This is a genomic window from Pseudoalteromonas aquimarina, assembly GCF_049257255.1.
Classification (GTDB): Bacteria; Pseudomonadota; Gammaproteobacteria; order Enterobacterales; family Alteromonadaceae; genus Pseudoalteromonas.
In genome coordinates this window covers 397,904-422,578 of sequence record NZ_JBMMUG010000004.1, presented here as the reverse complement: position 1 = coordinate 422,578, position 24,675 = coordinate 397,904, and the positions used below count along the sequence as shown (strand labels likewise).

Here is a 24,675-nt window from a genome sequence, read left to right as displayed (position 1 = left end):
GCATATCATAGCGATAGGTGGTTGCGGAATTAAGTTTACTCTGACCCTAGTTTTATAGGCCATGCAGGCTGCAAGCGCTGCTTCATCCAATAACGCTTGCGATTTAAAGCGTCCTTCCCACAAACTTTTAGGGAAAAAGTTTGAATGCCGCTAGGCAGCCCGAAGGGTGAGCGCCATGGATGGCTGCGAATAAAAACGGCCAGTACAGTTATCTTCAAAATTAGCTTTGCGCGCTATATCTTCATTCAGTACTCGCATAAACCAACTAATGTCCATTAGGCGATTTCGAAACACCTGCGTCATTTCGTCGAGTGTGAATTGTTCAGCTGGATTAAGTGGTTCGCCAGACAAGTATTTTTGTGTGAGTAAGTTGCCTTTAAACAGTTTATGCCAGCGTAAAATAACGGCTTTTTGTGTGAGCCTTTTTCCTCATCTACGCACAGTACGATATGAGTGTGGTTACTCATTACAGCATACGCACATACATCAATACAAAATACTTTGCTTATTTCAAGTAACTTGCTCTCTACCCACATCTCTTCGATGTTCATAGCTTTTCCCTGTTACTTTATCTTCACCGCACAAAAACGCGCGACGTACACAACGAGAAACACAATGGTAGTAAGGTGTATCAACTAAACTCACCTGATTGCGGCGCGGAACTGCCATAAAGCCACCTTTTGATAGAAAGCTAGCGCTAATTAAGATGGGTGGCCTTTATATTTTCTGTTTAGAATCTGTGCAGAAGGGGATTGCTTTGCTTTTTTCTGTGTGTAAAAAGGCAAAAAGCAAGACGCGACCCCAATGATTCTCTACATGATTCATAGCTGTATTATTCGTGGGACAGGCAAAGCCTCTAATCTCTCCAGTAATTCATCTTGTGTAAAATCGTCTGCACCGTATCGATAATTAGATTCAATGTACTGTCTTAGATACGATTTATTAAGCATTTGGTTCAGTGTACCAATTACCTCTGGAAAAACGTTATCACTAATATGGTTTGCAAGAGTAGTGTGTGGTAATTGGCAGAGGTTATCACTTATCAACAAATTCTTAAACGCCTGGTCAATACCCCACTGGTTAAATCGGTATTCTTCCCAGTTTTCTTGAGAAAACCCTCTACAGTAAACCATACACTCAATACCTAGTGTGATTTCGTTAGCAGGACCAAACATTACGGCTGCTACCCAACCATCTCCCAAATCTATACGATATAAACCATCATACTTTATATTTTTAACCAGTTTAAACTGCATCTCCATTAATTTAGCTGCTAGTATAGGCGTGATATCTTTTTCAACAAATTGCTCATCTATTACATTTATTATTGTATATTCTTCAAGATATTTGACGTTGGTTTGTTGAAATTGATTTAAAAAATTACTTGCATCTATTATGTTAGCAACAACGCCATCGTTATAAGCGTCAGGCTTTTTATATTTTACTACTGTTTCTTTAGTACTAAACACACTTAACCAAAGTAGTATTTTCTCATCAACGAGTTTTTCAAACGCAGTTTTAAAATCTGAAGGTATTTGAAAACCACACTCTGGTTTTAGGTCTAAAATAGGAAGAGAAGCCCCCAATACACCAGCTCTTACCTCTTCGCTAATCGGAGCTATTTCTATCGCACTTTTAGCATTTTTGAAAGAATCAGGTTTCGAGAACTCAGGAATCCATATGTCGAGATAGATGTATACTTGCCAGCCATCAGGGTTGGACACGCAACCTTTTACGGAATTACATGAAACAACTTGAAGAACTTCATCGAATCTTCTTATTAATGCTAACGAATTGAGATCCTTAAGAAATCCATACTTTGAAAAAGTACTATTCAAGTACTTGAATATTTTTCTCTCTATTTCATTCTTATTCATTATTTAACCTCAAAGAAAATTTGAACCAAATTCTTAGTTCGGTAACGGGACATTCGGTTTTCAATGCCTTTTTTATCCCTGCCTTTACCTGTTTTTAAGTCTATCCCAAGTACTGTCTCTCCTTTATAAGAAATGTCTATATCTATACTTACAGACCCTGCTGGAAAACGGCCGGCCTTAACTCCTTTAGCCCCACCTTTGCTTACGTATGTTTCAGGTGTAACTTTAATTCCAATTTTTAAGTGTGGATTTGATTTTTCCCATGCATTTACCATATTTTCAAGTCTTTTATGGGCGTCTACACCAAAAGCTCCTTTGTTCTTGTATTCCTTACCACCATTTTGACTAGAAGCGCTGTCAATAGAACCTTGTACAGATTCCAACATAAAATCAAATAGAATAAAATAACAATGACACCCACTTTAAAATCACTTTAACGCCTGCCAATCTGCAATTACACATATTCGTAACCTTGGTTAAATTGATAAATTTGAGTGCGTTACAAAATTGAGCGGTAAATTGTGTCATATGTTTCAAAACCCTTAAGAAGGGCACCTACTTTCTTGAAAAAATATATGAAAATTGGATTAATTAGGCTTATGCAAGTAATGCGCGAGCATTGGCTACATTTGGTCGTTGCTTTTTTTCTAAGTGTTCACAGTACGCTAATTAAGGTAGGTGGCCTTTATATTCTTCGCTAACACTACCCTTTAAGGCTTTCTGTAGTAATTGATAAAATTGAGATGTTCTTGAGCTATTTCGATATACTCGAGATGCCTCTGTTGTATTTCTTCATCATTATTACTATTGTAAGATTCATTTAAATTTTTAAGTGCTTCATTTTCCTTCAATATAAAATCAAGTCCTTCAGTGTAAGGAATCTTATATTTAAGAAAACCCAGCCAAGCTTCCCATTTATATATATTATCTAACTCATCAGGCCACTCCTTATCTAAAACTCTTTTCCCTGTTCGAGATGTTAATATTACTACTAGCTCTTTATATGTAATTTCATTTAAGTAGAACTTATCAAAATTTAAACTGCTTGAGTTATCTAAGAAAAAGGACTTAAGTACCTTATATGGTGCAATGTAATTTGAGTAAGCGAATATGTTATCTTCCATGATTATTTCAGCTAATTCTTCTAACTTAATTTTAGTCATTTTAAATCCATTAGATTTATACCAGAATAAACAACTTTTACTTGAACCTCTGATCGTCTTGGAGCTCTTATAACGCTCTCAGAGCCTAAAGTCCGGTGATCTCAACGAGCATCATTATCTACAGTTACAAAATGAGTTACTTGTCTGTTTCTTGGTCTAGCATACAGTATTTGTTTTAGTGCTTTTTGCGTAGTATCAGCAAAAGGCGGAATTAAAGTACCATAAACCCCTTCCGGACTATAAATACCATCTGGGTGACGATAGCCTTTTGATAAGGAAATAAGGAAAAACAAAAGGAAAAAGGCCTCCCACTCTAAAATCACTATAACGTCTGCCAATCTGCAATTACACATATTCGTAACCTTGGTTAAATTGATAAATTTGAGTGCGTTACAAAATTGAGCGGTAAATTGTGTCATATGTTTCAAAACCCTTATGAAGGGCACCTACTTTCTTGAAAAAGTATATGAAAATTGGATTGATTAGGCTTATGCAAGTAATGCGCGAGCATTGGCTACATTTGGTCGTTGCTTTATTTCTAAGTGTTCACAGTACGCTAATTAAGGTAGGTGGCCTTTATATTCTTCTATTGGGTATTTGACATAAAATATCCTTTTAATTGTCTAAATTACTCAGTGATTTACTTAATATTCTTTCTTTTCTTTCAGTAAAGTTTGGACGACAACTTACATCAGGAAAGAGCGCATCAACCAGCTTTACGCGAGAATTTATTTCATTTAACCAAGGTATAGCGTGAGAATCAACACTAACTATAATCTCATTTAGAATGCTTGCTACTGACTCTATTTGGCTTACTTCCCAATAATCTGCAGATTCGCTTAACCCATTCTTATCTAATGAGCCACCATTTGTGATAACAAGTTTTTTTGGGAACTCTTTCATATCATAGCTTTGTTTTAACTCGGGAACCCAAGAAAATACCAATACTTCTAGATCTTCTTTATTTGACAATAAATCAAACATGATAACCTGAAAAATATCATCAAGGTGCTTTTTATAAAAAACCATTGCCGATTTACTACTTTCTAGAAAACCACGCGCTTTCATCGCAGGAATAAAGTCTTGCTTAGCTATTTTTTTTATTTGGGCTAACGTCGTCATTTTTTGCCTCTTCTTGGGGTCACCATAATTTCTACCACTTCAACACCTTTAAAATGTAGTTTTAGTCTACCTCTTCGTTTTTTGCTCATGCCTCTACCTGTTTTCAAATCATAAGCTAAAACCAAAGCACCCTTATAGTAGACTTTAACGTCTAGCCCTAAAATATCTTTTTGCCTCTTAAAATCAGCAAGAGTACCATCAGACTTCCTAAACTCCTCTAAACCAATCGTGATATTATACTTTTTCCAATTGGTTCGCATCGCTTTAACTCGTGATTCAAATTTAGAGTGAGCCCATGTACCTTTATTAGCAGCGCTTCCTTGCCTGCCTTCTTTTAACATTTCTTTGTATGCTGCGAGAACTTCATCCATCAAAGCCTCTCCTACAATACCAAACACTTCTTGTGCCAAATCTTTACGATTATAACCAAATAACGCACGGCTATAGGTTTTACCTAAATAGTGCATTGAACGATTGCCAAGAGTAGATAACACTCTAAATGTTACTGTAGATCCAGGTAAATCGTGTGTATTACCACTTGGATCAACAAAATGGACTGGACTAGACGCTGTATAGGTGTACTTACTTAAGCTGATTGGTTTAGCTTGACGCCCTTGCCAGCTGTCCATTTGAGTCATACGACCTAAATTCTGGTCATAATACCTAGCACGTAAGTAGTATTGCTCTAAATCTCCATCGAATTGTTCACCAGTGTAAAGGTAATTATTGTCGGTAGCGACACTTTTATTCAGCACTTCACCAAAGGCTAAATAATTGTATGTGTCACTTTGCTCACCGGTATCACTTGAAAGTAAATGCGTTGAACCTAGGCCATCATAGTGGAAGGTGTTTGTGGTGTTATTGCTGTCGGTTTGACTGATTAAGTCATCACCGTAAAGGTAGGTTTTTAATCGGCTGCCAAGGCTGTCTGTTTCGGCAATCACTTATGCATAAGCTTGCGTATTGTCAATTAGGTAGTGTGTGGCCTATCCTAAACATAAAAAAACACCCAAACTAAGTCCAAATTAAAGTGGTTACTTTTTAGCGCAACATATGTGTAAGCGGTGGGTTAGCTTTTGAAGGAGAGTAACACCTGAAACTATTTCATTTTTTCATTGTGATGAAGCAGTTGACACCAAAATACCCTCAAAAATAAAGGCATAATAGGCCTCTTAAACAATTATTTTTAATAACTTAAAACAAGTCTATTTCAGTGTCTAATACAGTAGCAGAGCTCGATTCAAAATGTTTTTTCTGCTCAGCTAGCGTATCCATTAAATTAACTAATTTTTTACTGGCAATTTCAGCATATTGAAATTCAGCTTGTAACAGTTTTTGAAATTCTTTGCTGGTTTGCCAATCGGTATTTAACAAAGCAAGGGCATTATGCACGTGTTCATGCACGGCTTTATGCGGTGCGTCTATTTCTGAATAACACGGTAAATGAGCGTATTCATGTGCCCCTTCACCACTATGATACCAATGACCAAATCGACATGACTTATCATCTACCATCACTTGTTCTGCATTTTGACTGCGAGCATCGTTATGCTCAACCGCCCAATAAGCACGCTGCATATATAAAGTATGATCCACCTTGGTTAAAGTTACATTACAAATTGCATGCACATTGGAAACCAATTCATACACTTCTTGCGATGCACGCATTACTTTTTCAAAGCCACCGCTAAAGGTAGAAATTAGTGTTTTCGACTCTGTTGAGGCGTGCGCCATACCATCTGAACGACTCAAAACGTCTTCTAAAGCAGATGTAAAGCGCCCTGCTATTGAGCCTATTTCGCCAGCTGTTTTTTTTGTGGTTTCAGCAAGTACTTTTACTTCATCAGCAACAACTGAAAAGCCTCTACCGTGCTCACCTGCACGTGCAGCTTCTATGGCTGCATTAAGCGCTAATAAATTAGTTTGTTCCGCTACTTTTACAATAATGGTTACCATTTCTGTAATTTGCTTACCGGCTTCAGATAATTCCACAGTTGTTTGTGATAAAGAGCTTGAGTCGTTAGCAAAGCGTTCAATCGTATTAAATAGCACACCCACATTATCATTATTATGCATAGTGATATTGAGTGACTCTTGCGATAATGTTTGGATCTCAGTCATATCATGCGCGATGGTGTTTAAATCTTTTTGGGTAGCACTTAAGTTATCGATAAGGTTGTCAGCTTTATTAGCAGAAAGTTCGTTTAAGGTGGCATCGCGCCTTGCACGCATAAAGTCTTCTTTCATCGAATCGATGGAGCGGTCAATTATAGCCAAGTTTGCATGAAAGCCCTTTTTTAAGCCCTTTTGCAGTGATTTACGATAAAACCGATTTTGATTTGCTGCTTTAAAGCACGCTTGCATTTCTCTTAATGATGCCTCTATTTGATCTATTGCAGAATTCAAATTCCAAGCAAGCGGTGCGTATTGGCTAAAATTGTTTATATTAGTGATGCGCGTTTCTAAATCACCTTCTGCTAATCGCTCACTTGCAGTTATAATTTTTTGTAGCAGCGGGTCTACATTCTGCTGTTTATTCTCAATCATAAAAAAGTTAATCATCAGCCATACAGGTAAGCACATTAACCACCATAAGTTGCCCCCTTCGCCAAACGCTAATACCAAGGATAAAAGTAAAATTAAAATTGCAGAAACTACATTTTTGGGTTCACTCAAAGAATTGAAGTAACGTTGCCACATAATCTTCTCCTAACCCATCAAATTCATTCAGTAAATATTGCCAAGAGGCATTCATACCAGCTTCTTTATCGCTTTGTTGCTGTTCTATTTTCAGCATATTTTCATAAATTGGCGCCAATAAATTAATTAGGTTTTCAGTTGGTTTTCTTCTGACAGAGTAATAACCAATGGTTTTGCCATTGGCATCGAGGGAGGGGCTAATATTGGCAAACGCCCAATAATAATCACCATTTTTGCATCGATTTTTTACCAGTCCAAAAAATTCATCTTGCTTAGCAATGGTTTGCCATAACATTTTGTATACCCCCTTTGGCATTTCGGGGTGACGAATAATGTTATGAGGTTGGCCTATTAGCTCACTCTCTTGATAACCCGAGATAGAAATAAAGGTGGCATTACAGTAGGTAATAATACTTTTGGTATCCGTTTTAGATACAATGATTTGATTGTCGGGGAAAGATACTTCAGGCATGGCTAAACACTAATTGTTTTATTTAATGTTTAGTTCAAATTTGTGTTTCGCGCAAATTGTAAAACAAGGCACATTCATCAAATGTGCCTTGTTCTATAAGTAATTATTCAGTAATCGCAATAATCTTACTTTGGTTTTTATCGCGATCATTGATGGTTAAATAAAGTGAACCGTTCGGTGCTGTAATTACATCTCTAATGCGCCCGAGGCCTTTTAAAATAATCTCATCTTCGACCACTTTATTATCTTCGATACGTAAACGATGTAATTCTTTTTTCGCTAAGCTACCGACAAATAAATCACCTTGCCATTGTTTGAATTGCGTACCGCTATAAAAATTAATGCCAGAGACGGCGATCGACGGTGTCCAGTGGTGTATTGGCGATTGCATACCCGGTAGTTCTGTATGCTCAGTAATTGGGGTGCCATTATAATTCATACCAAACGTAACCTTTGGCCAGCCATAGTTAACACCTTTACTAACTAGGTTTAATTCATCACCACCACGAGGACCATGCTCAGTAGACCATAGTTGGCCGTTTGTAGGGTTAATAGTTAAACCTTGCGGGTTACGGTTACCATAGGTCCAAATCGTTTTCTGAGCCCCTTTTTCATTATAAAACGGGTTATCTTTTGGAATGCTTCCATCTTTGAAAATTCGATGTATCTTTCCGTTTTGAGTGGTAATGTCTTGAGCATCATTTTGATGACCCTCATCGCCATTGGTAAAGAATAAATAGTCACCTTGAATGGCAAAACGTGAGCCAAAATGCCAGCCTCTGTTTTTACGGTTCTGTGGTTTTGCTTCAAACAAAGTTTGTTGTTCGACCCAATTACCGTCTTTAATTTTACCTCGTACAATTTTTGTAAAAGCAATTTCATCACCTGCCTCATTTTTACCTGCAGGTTGACTAAACGATAAGTATATCCAGCCATTACTTTGATAATCAGGATCTGGATAAACATCAAGTAAACCGCCTTGGCGGTTATGCCACACTTCTGGAGTGCCCTTAATTAATGTTTTTTTACCTTCTTTTGAAACATGCCAAAGTTGCCCTTCTCTTAGGGTATAAAGAAGACTGTTGTCAGGTAAAAAATCAAGCGCCCAAACAATGCCATCTGTCGTTAATATCTCTTGTGTACTAACGGTATGATGTTTTGTTTTAAATACTTTTCCTAACTGTGACTCAGGTGCTTTTTGTTGTTCAATTTTTGCGCCTGCTTCGCGAATATAAACAACCAAAGTGCGCACTTCTTCATCACTTAAAACACCGCCAAATGCTGGCATTCCCGCTTTTGCGATACCTTGCTTAATTGCATTCGAAAGAGCTTCATCAGTACCTTTTGTTATCCACTCCTTATCAACGAGTGAACCTGCCATGCCTCCTGTTAATGCTTCACCATGACACGAGGCACAGGTTGATTTAAATAGATCTTCAACTTTTGCCTGAACAGAACAACTCAAAGCTGCAAAAATTGCCGCCCCCAATATCGGTAACTTATTCATTTTTTGATACATATTATTATTTCACGGTAGATCGATTAATTGCTTAATGCAGTATAATGTGCCGAGTTTCAATTTACAGTCAAGTTGCGATTAAAGGTTAGTTTGGTGCGAAAAGTGTTTAAAAAAACAATTATAACAAGTGTTATTGCAATCCAGTTCAATGTGAACGCAAACACGTTAAATAACGAAAATACTGATATAGAAACCATTGTAACTACCGCAAACCGTTCGGCGCAAAGCCATATCAAGCTCATCGGTAACACCAGTGTTATTGCAAAAGACGCTATCGAATCAATTAATGCTGAACATTTAAATCAAGTGTTAAACCTTGCTTCGGGTGTTTGGTTGAGCCGTGGAAATGGGCAAGAATCTCTGCTTTCTATTCGCTCCCCAGTACTGACAGGTTCTGGGTCTTGCGCAGAGTTTTTAACCCTTGAAAATGGCATCAGTTTACGTGCACCTGGTTTTTGTAATGTAAATCAGTTATTTGATAGTCATTTCGAAATTAGCGACCAAATTGAAGTGGTAAAAGGTAATAACTCTGCTCGTTACGGCTCTAATGCAATTCATGGCATTATCAATTTAACAAACACTCTTTATAATCAAACGCCACAGGCAATTGTCGATATCGCAAGTGATGATTTTTATCGATTTAATGGAAACTATAGTCATGACTTTGATGATCTATTTTTTGGAGCTGCAGTTACTGTAACTTCTGATGGAGGTTTTCAGCAAAGTTCAGGCTATCAGCAACAAAAAATATCTGCCGCGGCACAACACAATTTCGGCAATTGGCAATCCACCCATCATTTTACTTTAACTAATCTGACGCAAGATACCGCCGGTTATTTACAACAAGGTGAGAATGCGTACCAAGATAAATCTTTGCTTAAAATAAATGCTTTTCCAGATGCTTATCGCGATAGCTTGTCACTACGTTATAGTTTTAACAACCAACTTGAGTTAGATAAGTCAATTTGGCAAATAACACCCTATTTGCGTTACAACCAAATGGACTTTTTAATGCATTTTTTACCTGGCACACCTGTTGAAGAAAACTCACAACAAAGTGTCGGGGTGCAAATAAACAGAGTTGGCGTTATCAGTAACAAGCTTAAATTAAAAATTGGCAGTGATATTGATTTAACCAAGGGCGAAGTGCTGCAATATCAGAGCAATGAGACAGAATCTGACTCTGCTTTTTTACGCGCTGTTTTACCTAAAGGAAGGCACTACGACTACAGCGTATTTGGCCAAAATTATGCTCTTTTTAGTCAATTGGATATGGCATTATCATCCTCGCATAACGCGTTTGTTGCTTTACGCTATGATTTAACCCAATACGATTATACTAACAACTTGGCAAGCGGTAATTTAAAAGACGATGGCACCCCCTGCGGCTTTGGTGGTTGCCGCTATACTCGCCCTAGCAATCAATCAAATACCTTTAACGATTTAAGCTACAGTGTTGGGTATTCATATGCAGTAAATGAACACACTCTAATTTTTGTAAAAGTTGATGATAGTTTTAGAGCACCACATACGGCTGAGTTATATCGTTTGCAAAACAATCAACAAAACATCACCATCGAAAGTGTTGATGCTAAACAACAAGAGTTTGGCATACGCTTTGTTAATGGCAATTTTTTCAGCGAACTAAATGTCTATAATTTAGAAAAACAAAATGCCATTTATCAAGATGCTGATAGACATTACTTAAATGGCTTAGATACGCGTCATCGCGGTATCGAACTCGACCTAAATTGGCATATTACTGGTAATATTAAGGCACGATTGAATACCAGTTACGCTAAACATACTTATCAAAATAATCCGCAAAATGGACCGAGCATTAAAGGCAATGAAATTGATACCTCGCCCAGATTAATCGCTAATGCGCAAATAGATTGGCAAGTATCGGAAAATGTTAATACCCAATATGAAACGCGTTATCTCGACGGTTACTACCTAGATGCTGAAAACACTCAGCAATATGCAGGTCATACTGTTAGCAACTTGCGCACTCGCTTATATGTAAATGAGCAACTTAGCCTTTCTGTTGCAGTTTTAAATCTATTTGATAGACGCTATGCAGAGCGCGCTGATTACGCGTTCGGTAACCATCGTTATTTTGTAGGGGAACCAAGGAACTTCTCTGCACAGCTTAAATATCAGTTTTAATTTAAAAAAATATCTATTAAAATCAAGAGCGAAATATTAATTAGCATATACATGGAGGTAGCATGCTAAATCGTTTGCTTGCTATTTTACTTATATTTACCCCTTTTACACAGGCAAATCCCCTGCCAATTAAATCATTTGCATCTTTACCAAATGTTCAAGACGTTAACTTATCCCCTGATGGAAATAAAATTGCATATCTGCAAAATTTTAAAGGCACATTGGTTTTAAGAGTTTTAGATACCAGTACGAGTAAAGATTTACCTGTTATAAAAAGTGATAATCTAAATATCATATTAAATTGGGTCGAGTGGGCAAATAATGATGTGTTATTGCTCGGTGTAAGCTATACCAGCAAACAACAAACACTAAAATATACAAGTACACGACTCTACAAATATGATTTAAATAGCAAAAAGCAAAAACCAGAGCGATTAATCAGTCCGAAGCGAGGTAGAGAATCAATTGACCCACAATTCCAAGATAATGTTATTAATTTTCTGCCAGAAGATGATGATCATATTTTAGTAGCAGCTGCGTTTGATACTCATAACTGCCCAAGTGTTTACAAAGTAAATGTAAACAATAGAAAACGAAAGCGTATTATGCGCTGTAAAGAGGATGTGAAGAACTGGATAACTGATCGCCAAGGGAACGTTAGAATTGGTCTTGCAATCGATGATACGAAAATAAGCTATAAATTCTTTAAAAAAGACAGCTATAAATCAGATGAGCTCTTTGAATATGAAGTCTTTAGTCGTGATGAAATATCTGTTATTGGTTTTGATAAAAACCCAAATATCATTTACATCACAGCCTTATTAGACGGTAAAAAAGCACTTTACAAAGTTGATATTTCAAACAAAGAACGAAAGCGCGAACTTGTTTTTGCTGATCCAGATTATGATTTTGATGGGCGTTTAATTTACTCAAATATTACTGGTGAAGTAATTGGCTTTACACATTCAAACTTAGTTAACGGTCGAGTATATTGGGATAAAGACAGAGAAAACTTACAAAAAGCATTAAATACTGCATTTCCTGAAGATAAAATCACCGTTTTTGATTTTAGTGACGATGGCACAAAATACCTTGCTTACAAGCGTTCACCAAAAGATCCTGGCACCTATTACTTTGGCGATAGAACAGCCAACACCATTAATATATTCTCTGAAAGTTACCCCGAGGTTACCGAGCAGGTTATTGCTAAAAAGACCAATGTACTTTACACAGCTAGAGATGGTTTAAAAATTGAAGGTTATTTAACACTGCCAAATGTAGAAAGTCAGAAGAACCTTCCTACCATCATTTTGCCTCATGGTGGACCAATGGCACGAGATTATTCAGGATTTGATTATTGGAGCCAATTGTTTGCAAACCAAGGTTATGCAGTTTTACAACCTAACTTCCGTGGTTCCTCTGGTTATGGTTATGAGTTTGAAATGTCAGCCCTACAAAATTGGGGTAACGAAATGCAAAATGACCTTGAAGACGCAGCTAAATGGATGATTTCAGAGGGTTATACAGATAAAGATAGAATTTGCATGGTCGGTGCAAGTTATGGCGGCTATGCTGCATTGATGGCATTAGTTAAGCACCCAGAAACATTTAAATGCGCAGCAAGTTTCGCTCCTGTAACAGACCTTGAAATGATCGTATCAAAAGCTCGATACTTTGAGAATAAAGAAATTATTAAGGCACAGTTTGGTACTGACGACGACATATTAGAATCGCAGTCTCCAGTAAATTTTGCAAAATTAATCAATCGACCTATTTTATTGATACATGGCAGTGACGATAAAGTGGTTCCTGTAGCCCATAGTCGTGAGATGTTTGATGAACTTAAAGATTATGATAAGCAAGTCGAATATATAGAACTTGAAGACGGTAATCATTATTTAAGCTTTGAAAAGCATCGAATTAAAACACTAACCGCAATCACAGAGTTTTTGCAAAAACATTTATAAACCGCAAGGGTGTCAATAAGCAATTCTAATAGCGCATAGATAAAACTATTGATAGATTTTATGACTGTTATGAATTGCTTATTTACCTTGCTGATTAAATTGCCAAACACACCAACGTCTCTAAACAACTTAAATATCAGTTTTAATTAAACTTATTGATTAGGTTAAACGTATTGCCTGTTGCAATTTATTTGGAGGCAAAATGGTCAGAAAAGAGTTAAAAGTGCCTAGCTCGCGTTTTAGTAGAGCAACTAAATTAGGTGGCTTGTTTGCTAAAGTTGCTAGCAACATTGCAGTTAATGGCACAAAACAATTTGTTGGTGGGCAAAAACCGACCTTTTCTGACTTACTGCTAACACCAAGTAATTTACAAAAATTAGCCAATGAGCTGGCCTCAATGCGAGGTGCGGCTATGAAATTAGGGCAACTACTTTCGATGGATGCGGGTGAATTTTTATCACCCGAACTCAGCCAGATTTTAGCGACACTTCGTGATAACGCATATGCAATGCCCCACAAGCAACTCGTATCGGTTTTAAGTGACGAATGGGGAAAAGAATGGGTAAATAATTTTGCTTATTTCAATCTTAAACCATTTGCTTGTGCATCAATTGGCCAGGTGCATATAGCCCATGATGATGATGCAGGCAAAAAACTCGCCGTAAAACTTCAATATCCAGGTGTGAAGAATGCAATAGAAAGTGATGTTGCTAATCTTGGCCGCATTTTAAAACTCTCAGGCCTTATTCCTAAACAAGTAGATTTAGATACATTGTTAAACAAAACTGCAGAGCAACTGGTAAATGAAGCAAATTACATACGTGAAGCGCATTACATTGACTTGTTTGAAAAACGATTAGATAGCACGTGTTTCACACTGCCTAAAGTGCACGATTTAAGCAATGAAAATATTCTGGTGATGAGTTTTATTGAAGGAATACCGATTGAACAAACAGCAGGACTACCTCCATCTGTTAGAAATCACATCACTGAAAATTTGTTTTCCTTATTTTTTAACGAATTATTCAATCTTCGTTTAATGCAAACAGATCCCAATTTTGCTAATTATGTATATGATGACAATACCCAAACTATTGGATTATTAGACTTTGGCGCAACGCGAGAAATATCAGCTGATATATCCTCTGGTTATTTAGCACTTTTCAAAGCACTTTATCTAGAAAATAAAGACCAAATAGAACGCGCAGCCCGCGATATTGGATTTTTTAAACAACATATTGATGTTGCATATTTAGATAAAATAATCGATTTATTTAAAATCGCATCACAACCATTACGCTTTAACGGAGAATACGATTTCTCAACTTGTGCTATTGCATCAATTTTACGAATTGAAAGCCAAAATATTAATAAACAAAGAGATCAATGGCACACACCACCTGTCGATGCGCTATTTATTCATCGAAAAATTGCCGGGCTTTATTTAATTGCTAAACGGCTCAATGCTAAGGTGAATGTTCAAAAGCTTCTGTTACCTTACTTATAAAGCCTATTTTAATGGCCCGAGATTTATAGTTTAAAGCGATTTAGCGCCTCGCTAACTTTATGCCCTAATTCGTTTATTTGACGAATGTTTTCACTAAGCGCTGATACTTCATTACTATTGTGTTCAGCACTTTGCTCTACCTCTTGCATGCGGTTAACTATATCCTGCGCCATGGCACTTTGTGTTGCGCTCGCGCTATCTATTTGATTACTTTGCTCAGAAAGTCGAGAAAGGCTTTGCTCAATACTGTCTACAGCAGCTGTTAATGTTGCACTTCTTTCTGTACAGGTAATAGCAACTTCTTGCCCTTGATTTATTGTATTTTGCGCTTCACTTGTCCCCGTTTGCAAACGGTTAATCATTTGCGCAATTTCTTTCGTCGACTCTTGCGTGCGTGATGCTAGCAACCTAACTTCGTCAGCAACTACCGCAAAGCCGCGCCCTTGCTCACCTGCCCTAGCAGCTTCAATAGCAGCATTTAATGCCAATAAATTAGTTTGTTCCGCAATTGCAACAATGGTATCTAAAATGCTGCCAATATTACTTGATTGTGTTGAAAGCTCATCCATCAGTTTTACTGAAGTATTTAAATTAGATGCAAGCAACTGTATTTGTTCTCTATTTTGAGTCGCAAGGTTAAGCACAGCATCACTTTGTTTACTTGCGTCTAAAATATCGTTACTACTTTGTTTTGTTTGAATATTCACCGAATCGGCACTAGCATGTACATCTTCGGCTAGAGACGTTGTATGTTTTGCCCGTTCAATTTGTTTTTGCGCATTTGCAGAAACTGTGTTGCTTCTATTTAAAGAGTTTTCAAGTCGCTCTTCAAGCAATACAACTTGGGCAAAAATATCATTAATTAACTCTTTTAAGTTACTAATAACACGGTTAAGTTTGTCACTTAGTTCACCAAACTCATCGTCATTCAATTTTTTTGCATTTGATGAGAAATCACCGTTAGCGATTTTAGTGAGTGAATCATTAATAAAGCCAAGCGGTGTGATAATTGCTTTGATGGTAAGTGTTGCAATAACAATGGCAGCTAACAAAAATACAATCGCAATGGAAATTAATAACACTTTATTTTCATCAATTTTATTATCTGCAATTTGTTGGTAGCGATTTACGATGTCACCTGCTTCTTGTTTTATTGAGTGAATAGAATCTGAAATCGCCTCTGAAAGTGCTTCCATTTTTTGGTAACTAGCTTCAATTTGTTCAAACTTATCTGACTGTATTTTTTGTTGTAAATATAACTCACCAGGGTTATCTATATTCTCGCTAAATATTGCTAAATTTTGTTCAAATTGTTGTTTAAACTCACCACTCTCTAACGACGTTAATTGTTGCAATAAAAAATTATAATTATCTTTAATGTTGGCAATTAAAAAGCGTGTATCGTTTTGGTGTTTTTCCTGAGTATCACTTTCAAGTGTTTGAGCAAGCGCATTGGTGAGTTCCGTAAGATTAAACAGCATATCGTCGATACGCACTACTGTGCCCATAACCTCTTCTAATAACCGCCCATTTAACCCAGGAATAGTTTCTAAATCGTAAAGTAGATCTGAGCTATTTTTAATTTGCTCTATCTGCTTGGATAGCAGTACTTTGTTTTCTTTCTTAGCTGCTATGTATGCATTCTTGTTTAAAACGAGTTTTTCAGCGGCATCAATTAACGCAAGGGATTGTTGATTTAAATTTTCTAAATTTATGGCGTAGTTCGTTGTGTTTGTTGTTAACACTGCAAGTAGGTTTTGTTTTAGCTGTGCATTTTGCTTAGCCAATTTCTCAATTGTGCTGAGCTTAGAAGCGCCATAAATACCATTGGCATTTTTGGTGTAATTTAAAATGATAGATTGAATATCATCCGCATTACGCTGAATGGGCAAAGCTTCTTCTTTAATATTTAAATAGGCGCGTTCAATATTTGCTAGCGAAAAGTAGAAAAACACGCATACACCTGCAAGCAAGATCCCAACTGATGCAAAGCCAAAAGTTATTTTTTGCTTTACCGTTAACAGCATTGTTTGGCCCTTTTAAATAATGTGTTTTACTGAGTATAACGTAATATTTCTAAAGTGATTTTTTATAAATAAGAAAAATACGCCAATATGATTGGCGTATTTATTAGACTAGTTTAATTGAGGTAGTAGTCTAGGTTTCAATTGATGTTGTGGCTTAGGTGTTTCTAACACAAGTAAACGACTATGATCTTTTAAAGTCACATTTGTCAGTCGGTATTCCTTAAAACCTCTACTCACATTAAATGGAATATCAAAATTACCATCACTTGAAAATGTTTTAGCCATTTCAACTGTTGCGACATTATGGAAACGCTTTCCATCATCACTTCCTTGTAAAGTCGCTTGGATGTTAAATTTACCCGGCTCATTAACAACTAATGGAACAGATGCGCTTACCGTATTATTCAACTCTTTAAAGTTATAATCGGGCAGTGTTTTGGCTGTTTGTTTAGTATTTACAAATGGTACTTTGATTGCGCGTTTAATTGGCATATTTGATTGCATAGCATCAACTTGCAGCTCTAATTCATATAAACCGCTAATTGCACCTACATAATCAAGCGACTCACTAAACTTAGCACCATCGTCTGTAACATTTACATCAACCGTTTGATTTGTTGGGCTTTTCAAACGTGCTGAAACATGAGTTACTTTAATATTAGGATCAGTAAATTTAAGTGACTGCAGCGCAAACAAGTTTGATGTGTTTTTCATTTCATTTGCAGCAACCACATTTAAAATTGCATTACTTTCTTTTTCTTTTACATGCACCAAATAGTGCGATGAATCATCAAGATATTGCTCAGTTTTAAGCACAAACTTTTGTAACGCCCTATTTGATTTCACCTTTAGCGCAACACTGCCATCTGAAAAGCCTGCATCATCCATTTCTTTTTGGGCAAATACATGTTCAGCAAAACCTTCTTCATTTTGTAGCCCATCAACTGATGTTAACTTGAGTGAACGCACATCAAGTGGCTCGATGTAGGGTTGCTCATCCTTTTTATGGGTAATTTTTGGCGCAACACGAACAAAGCTATTACGTGCAGAAAGTGGTAAATCGACTCCATTTCTTAATTGCTTACCAGATACAGTCATCCAATACTCATTGCTTGTAATTGATTGAGTAATATTTTTTTCAACACGCGGTTGTACTTGTTTAAATTGATATACAACGTCATTTGAGTATGCATTTGTAGCAGTAACTAAACCACAACAAAGCGTTAATAAGGTTAGTTTTTTCATTATTATTATTCCTTAAATGCGGTTACGTAAAAGACCATCAAGGTTGAAACATTTACGACGGCTTTGATGGTGACTTAATGGCTCACTGCCTCTTGTGCGGTTTTTGTCTTTAAACCACACGCTCCCAGCAAGAGATTGTGAACTGCATTCAAGGAAACCATCTGAGCAATTATCCAACCAGTTTTGGGTTACTTCCAAAGCAACTTGATATTGATAACCACCACAATAACTATCACCGTCCCAAATCGCCGAATCCACATCACTACCAACCACTACTTCAAATTGCGAGCTAAGCGCAGGCCTATTTGGTGTGCCATTCAACCAGTTTTGATTGTAGTGTGCCATCCAGCCAACTTGCTGCTGTTTAACCGCATCACTTGAATAGCCTAAAATCCAGCCAAGTGTTGTTTCAAATGAATTACCCGTAGTTACCGCATCAGCCAAAGGCGTGCCGCCTGACGAAGGTGCCAAAGCAATTGTTTTGGAAACAGTATTAATGATTTTTACAAAACGGCTATCCCAAGTAGGGTTTGATAAAATCCAGCGTACTACATTGCCACCATTTGAATGGGTAATAAGGGTAAGCGAGGTAATATTTTTACTGTCGATAAATGCAGTTAATTGTTCAGCTAAACATCCGGATGCACGCGCATCCCACATGTACTGATCAAAGTCACAATTTATCACTGTAACATTATTGGTGTTAGAAAGGCCTTGTTTGACGGAGTTTACAAAGTCGCCTGTCCAGTAATCATTGTAAGCATCCGTTTGATTTCCAGTGCCATGAATAAAGGCGAGTCCTTGATTAGCAAATAAGCTATTGCTTGCGTACAACATCACCGCATAAGCTATTATTTTAATTATTTTCATACTGTGAGTTCCTAATTATTGTTTTGTGATCGGAGGAGTGACCTCCGATCACAAAATAACCAATTTGGGTACATTTACAATATTTTTTTACACTTTATTAACAATCGGTATGAATGGCACTTTTGTTATTACAGATTTATGTCAAAACAGAATGCTTTACATAACTAAATAATATAGCTATTGCCTTAAATTGTATTAACTAATCAAAATTCAGATATTTAAAGACTTTTACATTATTTGTTAAGTGGCTAAGTAAAACTGTTCTCAAAATGAACCTTACTAACAACCAATTACCTAGAAACAGTATTAGGCTAACCAGAAACCAGTTTATTTTCTTTGTAGAGCTGTAAATACATTGCTAGCACTATGGCTCGCTACTCAAGAATCCTTTACCGAAGCCATTACAACATGCGTTGTAATTGTCGCCACTTGTTCAATATCACCCAATACATTGGTATGAAATTGCTTATAACTTTTTAAATCTGCAGTTTCTACTCGCAAAATATATTCAAAAGCACCGGTAACGTTATGACATTCAAGTACTTCTTTTGATAATGTAATTGCTTGCTCAAATTGTGTTTGTGCAGCTTTTGTATGCACTGATAATCCTACGGTCACAAATGCTTTAAACCCTATACCTAACTGCTCAGTATCAATCGTTGCTTTGTAGCCTGTTATCACCTTTTTGCGTTCTAAATCCTGAACACGCCTTAGGCAGGCCGAGGGTGATAATCCGATCCGCTCAGCGAGTTCTATGTTTGAAATATTGCTATTGCGAGATAATTCAAACAATATTTGTTCGTTATATTTATCCATGGCTAATTAAAATTGTTCAAATAATTTATAGATAACAATATAAGATGCCAAATTGCGTTAAAAGTAAATTATTCTTTTGTTCAATCAACTGGAGAATAATCTATGAATACAGAAATACTCATTGCCCTCGTCACGTTTTGCTTCGTCTCTTCCATTACACCTGGCCCTAATAATTTAATGTTGCTTAGTTCAGGATTAAATTTTGGTCTCAGGCGATCACTGAATCATCTATTTGGTGTGACGTTTGGCTTTGCCATGATGGTCTTACTTGTCGGTATTGGTATTGGAAAACTGTTTAACCTTTTTCCAATAAGTTATGAAATATTAAAATGGGTAAGTATTATCTACCTAAGTTATTTGGCTTATCAAATTGCTAACAACCATGTTGTTAAGCACGATTGTGCAAACCCAAAACCATTAACTTTTTTACAGGCTGTAATTTTTCAATGGGTTAACCCAAAAGCATGGACAATGGCAATAAGTGTGAATGCCATCTACGCAAGCGAACAAACCCTAAGTGCTGTTTTATTTGTAACTCTTGTATTTCTACTTGTGAATTTTCCGGCCATTTTCTGCTGGTTGGTATTAGGTAAACAAATGAAGCGATTTATTGAATCGCCAATAAAAGTTAAGTTATTTAATTGGCTTATGGCCGCGCTTTTAGTGTGTTCAATAGTGCCAATGCTGTAAATCCAGCACATTAATACATCAGTGCATTAGTAATTTACTGTACACGTTTGTGCATTGTTTTTATCACAATAATGAAAGCCTAAATAAGTAAATTCTTGTTTGGGTTTTTCTTTGCTTTGTAAAAACTGATAGAGGTATTCAGCCCCTTTTTTACCCATATCAAACGGTTTTTGACCAATATTTACCGTCGATAGGCCTTTTTCAAGTGCTTTTAGTTGTATCGCTTCTGTATCCGCTGACACTATAACAACTTGATCTTTTTTGATCTTATTTTTAAAAAGTGCCATTTGTTCAATATAACGCGGGTTAAATTGTGCAAAGCCTGCAACTGCCACAAAAATTGGTGAAGGTTCTAATTTAAGTTTGCCTACCATTTGACTTAATGCCAGACCGCGTTTACCTAAACTATAAAGTGGGCATAGCTCGTGTTCATACCAGCCTTGCTGCCCTTTCAAAGGTTGAATACTCTGCCCACTTAGCGCATGACGAACACCTTTTATACGCTCGTTTAAGTTAGGTGTGGATGGATGACCCGATTGCATACAAACCGTATTTTTATTTTTGACATGATCTTTGATGTATTGACCTAGCGCAACGCCAAAATCAAAGTTATTTGTACCAACATAAGCCATGCGATAATCATGATGTTGCGGAAGTAAGTCTGAATCAAACGTAATTACAGGAATATTTCTATCATAGGCTCTTTTTAATGCACCATTCACCAAAAACTCAGAATCGGTGGTTGATATGAGTAATGCATTAACGCCATTATCAATCAGACGATTTACTTTTAATACTTGACCACGAATATCTTGAAAATCGTCAGCACCATCATAAATGCATCTTAAATCAGGTACGCTTTTGGCTACAGCTTCACACCCTTTAAACGACTGAATGTAAAAACTATCATTTTTAGTTTTGCCAATCACACCAATTGTGTAATTAGCATAAGTTGTAGAGCTTAATAAAAGTAATAATGCATTAAATAAAAAAGAAGTGATAAAGGTTAAATAGCTTGTTTTATTCCACATGGATACTGCACATCAATAAATTTCATAAGGAGTATAGAAGTATTATTACCAATTATTAAACAATATTTTTACGCCTTTTTTAATTAATATTTATAACTGTCTAATTTACAGTCTAAAAAAGGAAGTTTTCAGTGTCATTTATAATGTTAAATCCATCAATGCACACTTAAAATTGCGATGAACACCAAAAGCATAACAACCGTTTTAATTTATAAAAGCTCAATAAAGACATTTGTACTGCCAAATTAAATTTAACCCATATTAATGACACTTGTATTAATCACCTTATTTTTGCTTCCGTTTTAGCCAATTCAATTCATCATGAATTCACCTAAATCAGTAATAAAACTAAAAGCCCTTCAATTTAATTTCTATTAACTGAATAAAAAGATTGATCTACATCAAGTATACAATTACTATAATTTTAAAGTTTCAGAAATTATTGAAAGTTTAGAATGTTGTTAACACCAAAAATCGAAAGTTTTGTAATGCACTGCGGTGAAATGGGCAGTCGTTGGGGATTTAACCGTACAATTGGGCAAATCATGGGATTATTACTCATGAGTGAACAGCCCCTTAGTGCCGTTGATTTGTCAGAGACACTTAATATCTCTCGCGGTAATGTCAGTATGGCAATTAAAGAGCTGCAGTCATGGCGTTTAGTATCTGTTATTCATAAACCAGGTGATAGAAAAGACTATTACGCACCTGCTGGTGATATTTGGGAGTTAGCAAATCGAGTTTTCGAAGAGCGCAGAAAAAGAGAGATGGACCCAACCCTATCTCTCTTGCGCGCTTCTATTATCGACGAGCCTGCAAATGCCGAAGAAGCATATGCACAAGATAAAATGGCTGAAATCCATGATTTACTTGAAACAATAACAGTCTGGGCAAGTGAGTTACAAAGTATGAGCCCTGAGAAGTTAACCACATTAATGAAGCTTGGCTCTGGTGTGGTTAAAGTACTCGAATTTAAAGATAAGGTTTTAAAAAGCGGTAATGGTAAATAACCATACCGCTTTTTTTGTGCACCAAATAAGGTGTTTTTTGTCGTCGTGCTATTCAATACATTTTTTAAAGGAATAAGTATTGATAGCCTCATTTTTGGGGGTTGTTTATGTTGGATACATTAATGCTTTCACGCATACAGTTTGCGGCCAACATTAGTTTTCATATTTTATTTCCCACTATTACCATCGCTTTATGTTGGTTTTTAGTATTTTTTAAAGTCAGATTTGATATGACAGGTAATCCTGTTTGGATGCGTGCATATCGTTTTTGGGTGAAAATTTTCGCTTTATCCTTTGCTTTAGGAGTGGTTAGTGGGATTACGATGTCTTTTCAATTTGGCACAAATTGGCCAGGTTTTATGGAAAAGGTCGGTAATATTGCAGGCCCTCTTCTCGGTTATGAAGTGCTCACTGCATTTTTCTTAGAAGCAACATTTTTAGGCATTATGCTGTTTGGTATTAAACGCGTGCCACCGAAAGTCCATACCCTTGCATGCTTTATTGTTGCTCTTGGTACTACGCTATCAGCTTTTTGGATTTTAAGCCTAAATTCATGGATGCAAACACCTACAGGCTTTGAGATGCGAGATGGGGTTGCTTATCCAACAGATTGGTTTGCGATAATTTTTAACCCGAGTTTTCCATACCGTTTAGCTCATATGCTGCTTGCATCAGGCTTAACTGCAAGTTTTTTAATTATTGGTATTAGTTGTTATCGATTATTAAAAGGTGATGACAAACAAGCCCCAAAACTAACACTAAAAGTCGCATTAATTGTTGCAGCAGTGCTTTCTCCGCTTCAAGCATTTGTAGGTGATTTGCATGGTTTAAATACGCTCAAGTATCAGCCGCAAAAAATTGCTGCAATGGAAGGCGTTTGGCATAGCGAAAAAGGCGCTCCATTATTGCTATTTGCCATCCCTGATGAAGAAAGCCGTACTAATCACTTCGAGATAGGTATTCCAAACATGGCCAGTTTTATTCTTACCCATGACTGGGAAGGTGAAATTAAAGGGCTTAATGAATTTATTGGCGAGCACCCTCCTGTAAAACCTGTCTTTTTCGGTTTTAGAATTATGGTTGGCCTTGGTTTATTGATGATTGCCGCCTCTTGGTTTGGTGTTTATCAGCTTAAAAAGCGAAATAAATTGCCAAATTGGTTGATGCGTAGCTTTGTATTACTTACCTTTTCAGGCTGGCTTGCAACCCTTGCAGGTTGGTATGTAACGGAAATTGGCAGACAACCTTATCTTGTTAGTGGTGTATTAAAAGTATCGGACGCTGCAACTCAAATTGCCCCAGCAAATGTTGGCTTTAGCTTAGCAATGTATCTAAGTGTTTATGGCGTCTTACTAGTCGCTTACCTTCACACTGTGTTTTTAATGGCACGCCGTGCAGTAGAAATTGAAGAGTTTGATATGGCAGAACAACCTATCAAAACAATTTCACAAAATGGAGAGAATGTATATGTTTGATCAAAATACACTTGCGGTGATTTTTGTATCCCTGATGGGCTTAGCGACCTTAATGTATGCTGTTTTAGATGGTTATGATTTGGGTGTCGGTATTTTATTGCCTCTAGATAATGATACAGATGCTGATACCATGATTGCCTCAATTGGCCCTTTTTGGGATGCCAATGAAACCTGGCTGGTGCTTGCAATTGGCTTACTATTAATTGCTTTTCCCACTGCGCACAGCATTGTATTGCAAACACTTTATATTCCCTGCACTTTCATGTTAATTGGGTTAATTATGCGAGGTGTTGCATTTGATTTTAGAGCTAAAGCCATTGTAGCCCATAAACGAAGTTGGGATACCGTGTTCAAATTAGGTTCACTTCTTGCGTCACTTGCTCAAGGTTATATGCTTGGTTTATATGTAATGGGGTTTAATAATAGTTTTGAAGCCCATGGTTTTGCAGTCTTAAGTGCTATTGGTGTAACCGCAGCGTATGCATTTATTGGTAGTGCATGGCTTGTAATGAAAACTGAAGGTGCGCTGCAGAAAAAGGCAATATCTGTATGTAAATCTACCGTTATTATCACTTTTCTGGGTATTTTTGCGGTGTCATTAGTGAATCTCTTTATCTCACCTGAAATATATTTAAAGTGGTTTACCTTCCCATATGCGTTGATTTTAATTCCAATCCCGCTTATTTGTACGAGCTTTTTTGTTTTATGTTGGTTTGTATTAAAGCGTTTAGAGTGCAAGCCTAATATTGGAGCGAGCCTACCTTTTATTTTTGCCTTACTGATATTTTCACTGTCATTCTTTGGCTTAGCATTTAGCTTCTTCCCTGAAATCGTTCCAGGGCAGTTAACTATTTGGCAAGCTGTTGCAGCGCCAGAATCGCTAAACTTTTTACTGTGGGGAGCATTAATTGTTGTGCCAACAATTTTAGCGTATACGGCGTTTTCTTACAGGGTGTTTTGGGGCAAAGTTGACGAGTTACGTTACTATTAACATTAAAAAAGTGTAGCCATTGGC

The 24,675-nt window shown here is 36.7% G+C and carries 21 protein-coding genes and 1 pseudogene; 7 read left to right on the top strand and 15 right to left on the bottom strand.

Going from position 1 to position 24,675, the window contains the following annotated elements:
• Positions 1-54 precede the first annotated feature (54 nt).
• The 10 genes and pseudogenes from AAEU29_RS12610 to AAEU29_RS12565 form a co-directional block, all read right to left on the bottom strand.
• Positions 55-669, bottom strand: a pseudogene (locus tag AAEU29_RS12610) (transposase); the annotation flags it as partial.
• A 152-nt stretch (positions 670-821) separates the two neighbouring features.
• Positions 822-1,877: a hypothetical protein gene (locus tag AAEU29_RS12605; RefSeq protein ID WP_421973676.1), complete on the bottom strand. Its 1,056-nt coding sequence runs from the start codon at positions 1,875-1,877 to the stop codon at positions 822-824.
• Positions 1,877-2,263: a hypothetical protein gene (locus AAEU29_RS12600; RefSeq protein ID WP_421973675.1), complete on the bottom strand. Its 387-nt coding sequence runs from the start codon at positions 2,261-2,263 to the stop codon at positions 1,877-1,879. The genes AAEU29_RS12605 and AAEU29_RS12600 overlap by 1 nt, the downstream gene beginning before the upstream one ends.
• 324 nt (positions 2,264-2,587) lie before the next feature.
• On the bottom strand, positions 2,588-3,040 hold the full coding sequence (locus AAEU29_RS12595; protein ID WP_421973674.1) for a hypothetical protein: 453 nt from the start codon (positions 3,038-3,040) through the stop codon (positions 2,588-2,590).
• 101 nt (positions 3,041-3,141) lie between these two features.
• Positions 3,142-3,459, bottom strand: coding sequence for a hypothetical protein (locus AAEU29_RS12590; protein WP_421973673.1), 318 nt, complete (start codon positions 3,457-3,459; stop codon positions 3,142-3,144).
• A 196-nt stretch (positions 3,460-3,655) separates the two neighbouring features.
• Positions 3,656-4,162, bottom strand: a complete 507-nt coding sequence (locus AAEU29_RS12585; protein WP_421973672.1) for a hypothetical protein — start codon at positions 4,160-4,162, stop codon at positions 3,656-3,658.
• Positions 4,159-5,106, bottom strand: coding sequence for an RHS repeat-associated core domain-containing protein (locus AAEU29_RS12580; protein WP_421973671.1), 948 nt, complete (start codon positions 5,104-5,106; stop codon positions 4,159-4,161). The genes AAEU29_RS12585 and AAEU29_RS12580 overlap by 4 nt, the downstream gene beginning before the upstream one ends.
• Positions 5,107-5,356: 250 nt before the next feature.
• A complete protein-coding gene (locus tag AAEU29_RS12575; RefSeq protein ID WP_421973670.1) occupies positions 5,357-6,862 on the bottom strand; it encodes a methyl-accepting chemotaxis protein in 1,506 nt (501 codons plus the stop codon).
• Positions 6,831-7,334 (bottom strand): PAS domain-containing protein, encoded by a 504-nt coding sequence (locus AAEU29_RS12570; protein ID WP_421973669.1) that lies wholly within the window; start codon positions 7,332-7,334, stop codon positions 6,831-6,833. The genes AAEU29_RS12575 and AAEU29_RS12570 overlap by 32 nt, the downstream gene beginning before the upstream one ends.
• Before the next feature lie 103 nt (positions 7,335-7,437).
• Positions 7,438-8,841 (bottom strand): PQQ-dependent sugar dehydrogenase, encoded by a 1,404-nt coding sequence (locus AAEU29_RS12565; RefSeq protein WP_421973668.1) that lies wholly within the window; start codon positions 8,839-8,841, stop codon positions 7,438-7,440.
• Between the two features lie 114 nt (positions 8,842-8,955).
• On the opposite strand from AAEU29_RS12565, the gene AAEU29_RS12560 reads away from it, so the two are divergent.
• The 3 genes from AAEU29_RS12560 to AAEU29_RS12550 all read left to right on the top strand — a co-directional run bounded on the left by AAEU29_RS12560 (position 8,956) and on the right by AAEU29_RS12550 (position 14,496).
• On the top strand, positions 8,956-11,022 hold the full coding sequence (locus AAEU29_RS12560) for a TonB-dependent receptor (protein WP_421973667.1): 2,067 nt from the start codon (positions 8,956-8,958) through the stop codon (positions 11,020-11,022).
• A 62-nt stretch (positions 11,023-11,084) separates the two neighbouring features.
• Positions 11,085-12,989, top strand: a complete 1,905-nt coding sequence (locus AAEU29_RS12555; RefSeq protein ID WP_421973666.1) for an alpha/beta hydrolase family protein — start codon at positions 11,085-11,087, stop codon at positions 12,987-12,989.
• A 202-nt stretch (positions 12,990-13,191) separates the two neighbouring features.
• A complete protein-coding gene (locus AAEU29_RS12550) occupies positions 13,192-14,496 on the top strand; it encodes an ABC1 kinase family protein (protein WP_421973665.1) in 1,305 nt (434 codons plus the stop codon).
• Positions 14,497-14,519: 23 nt separating this feature from the next.
• Here AAEU29_RS12550 and AAEU29_RS12545 read toward each other — a convergent pair whose 3' ends face one another.
• From AAEU29_RS12545 to AAEU29_RS12530, 4 genes are all read right to left on the bottom strand, one after another.
• On the bottom strand, positions 14,520-16,523 hold the full coding sequence (locus AAEU29_RS12545) for a methyl-accepting chemotaxis protein (RefSeq protein ID WP_421973664.1): 2,004 nt from the start codon (positions 16,521-16,523) through the stop codon (positions 14,520-14,522).
• Positions 16,524-16,631: 108 nt separating this feature from the next.
• Positions 16,632-17,768, bottom strand: coding sequence for a DUF4785 domain-containing protein (locus AAEU29_RS12540; protein ID WP_421973663.1), 1,137 nt, complete (start codon positions 17,766-17,768; stop codon positions 16,632-16,634).
• 12 nt (positions 17,769-17,780) lie between these two features.
• Positions 17,781-18,638 (bottom strand): hypothetical protein, encoded by an 858-nt coding sequence (locus AAEU29_RS12535; RefSeq protein ID WP_421973662.1) that lies wholly within the window; start codon positions 18,636-18,638, stop codon positions 17,781-17,783.
• A 378-nt stretch (positions 18,639-19,016) separates the two neighbouring features.
• Positions 19,017-19,454: an Lrp/AsnC family transcriptional regulator gene (locus tag AAEU29_RS12530; protein ID WP_421973661.1), complete on the bottom strand. Its 438-nt coding sequence runs from the start codon at positions 19,452-19,454 to the stop codon at positions 19,017-19,019.
• Positions 19,455-19,556: 102 nt separating this feature from the next.
• On the opposite strand from AAEU29_RS12530, the gene AAEU29_RS12525 reads away from it, so the two are divergent.
• Positions 19,557-20,144, top strand: a complete 588-nt coding sequence (locus AAEU29_RS12525) for a LysE family translocator (RefSeq protein ID WP_421973660.1) — start codon at positions 19,557-19,559, stop codon at positions 20,142-20,144.
• Positions 20,145-20,170: 26 nt separating this feature from the next.
• Here the strand turns inward: AAEU29_RS12525 and AAEU29_RS12520 are convergent, their stop codons facing one another.
• A complete protein-coding gene (locus AAEU29_RS12520) occupies positions 20,171-21,175 on the bottom strand; it encodes a substrate-binding domain-containing protein (RefSeq protein ID WP_421973659.1) in 1,005 nt (334 codons plus the stop codon).
• A gap of 455 nt (positions 21,176-21,630) precedes the next feature.
• Here AAEU29_RS12520 and AAEU29_RS12515 point away from each other — a divergent pair, with 455 nt between their 5' ends.
• From AAEU29_RS12515 to AAEU29_RS12505, 3 genes are all read left to right on the top strand, one after another.
• Complete coding sequence (locus AAEU29_RS12515; RefSeq protein WP_274759955.1) at positions 21,631-22,185, top strand: GbsR/MarR family transcriptional regulator; 555 nt, start codon at positions 21,631-21,633, stop codon at positions 22,183-22,185.
• A 107-nt stretch (positions 22,186-22,292) separates the two neighbouring features.
• Positions 22,293-23,660, top strand: a complete 1,368-nt coding sequence (locus AAEU29_RS12510; RefSeq protein WP_421973658.1) for a cytochrome ubiquinol oxidase subunit I — start codon at positions 22,293-22,295, stop codon at positions 23,658-23,660.
• Positions 23,653-24,651: a cytochrome d ubiquinol oxidase subunit II gene (locus AAEU29_RS12505; protein WP_421973657.1), complete on the top strand. Its 999-nt coding sequence runs from the start codon at positions 23,653-23,655 to the stop codon at positions 24,649-24,651. The genes AAEU29_RS12510 and AAEU29_RS12505 overlap by 8 nt, the downstream gene beginning before the upstream one ends.
• Positions 24,652-24,675 lie beyond the last annotated feature (24 nt).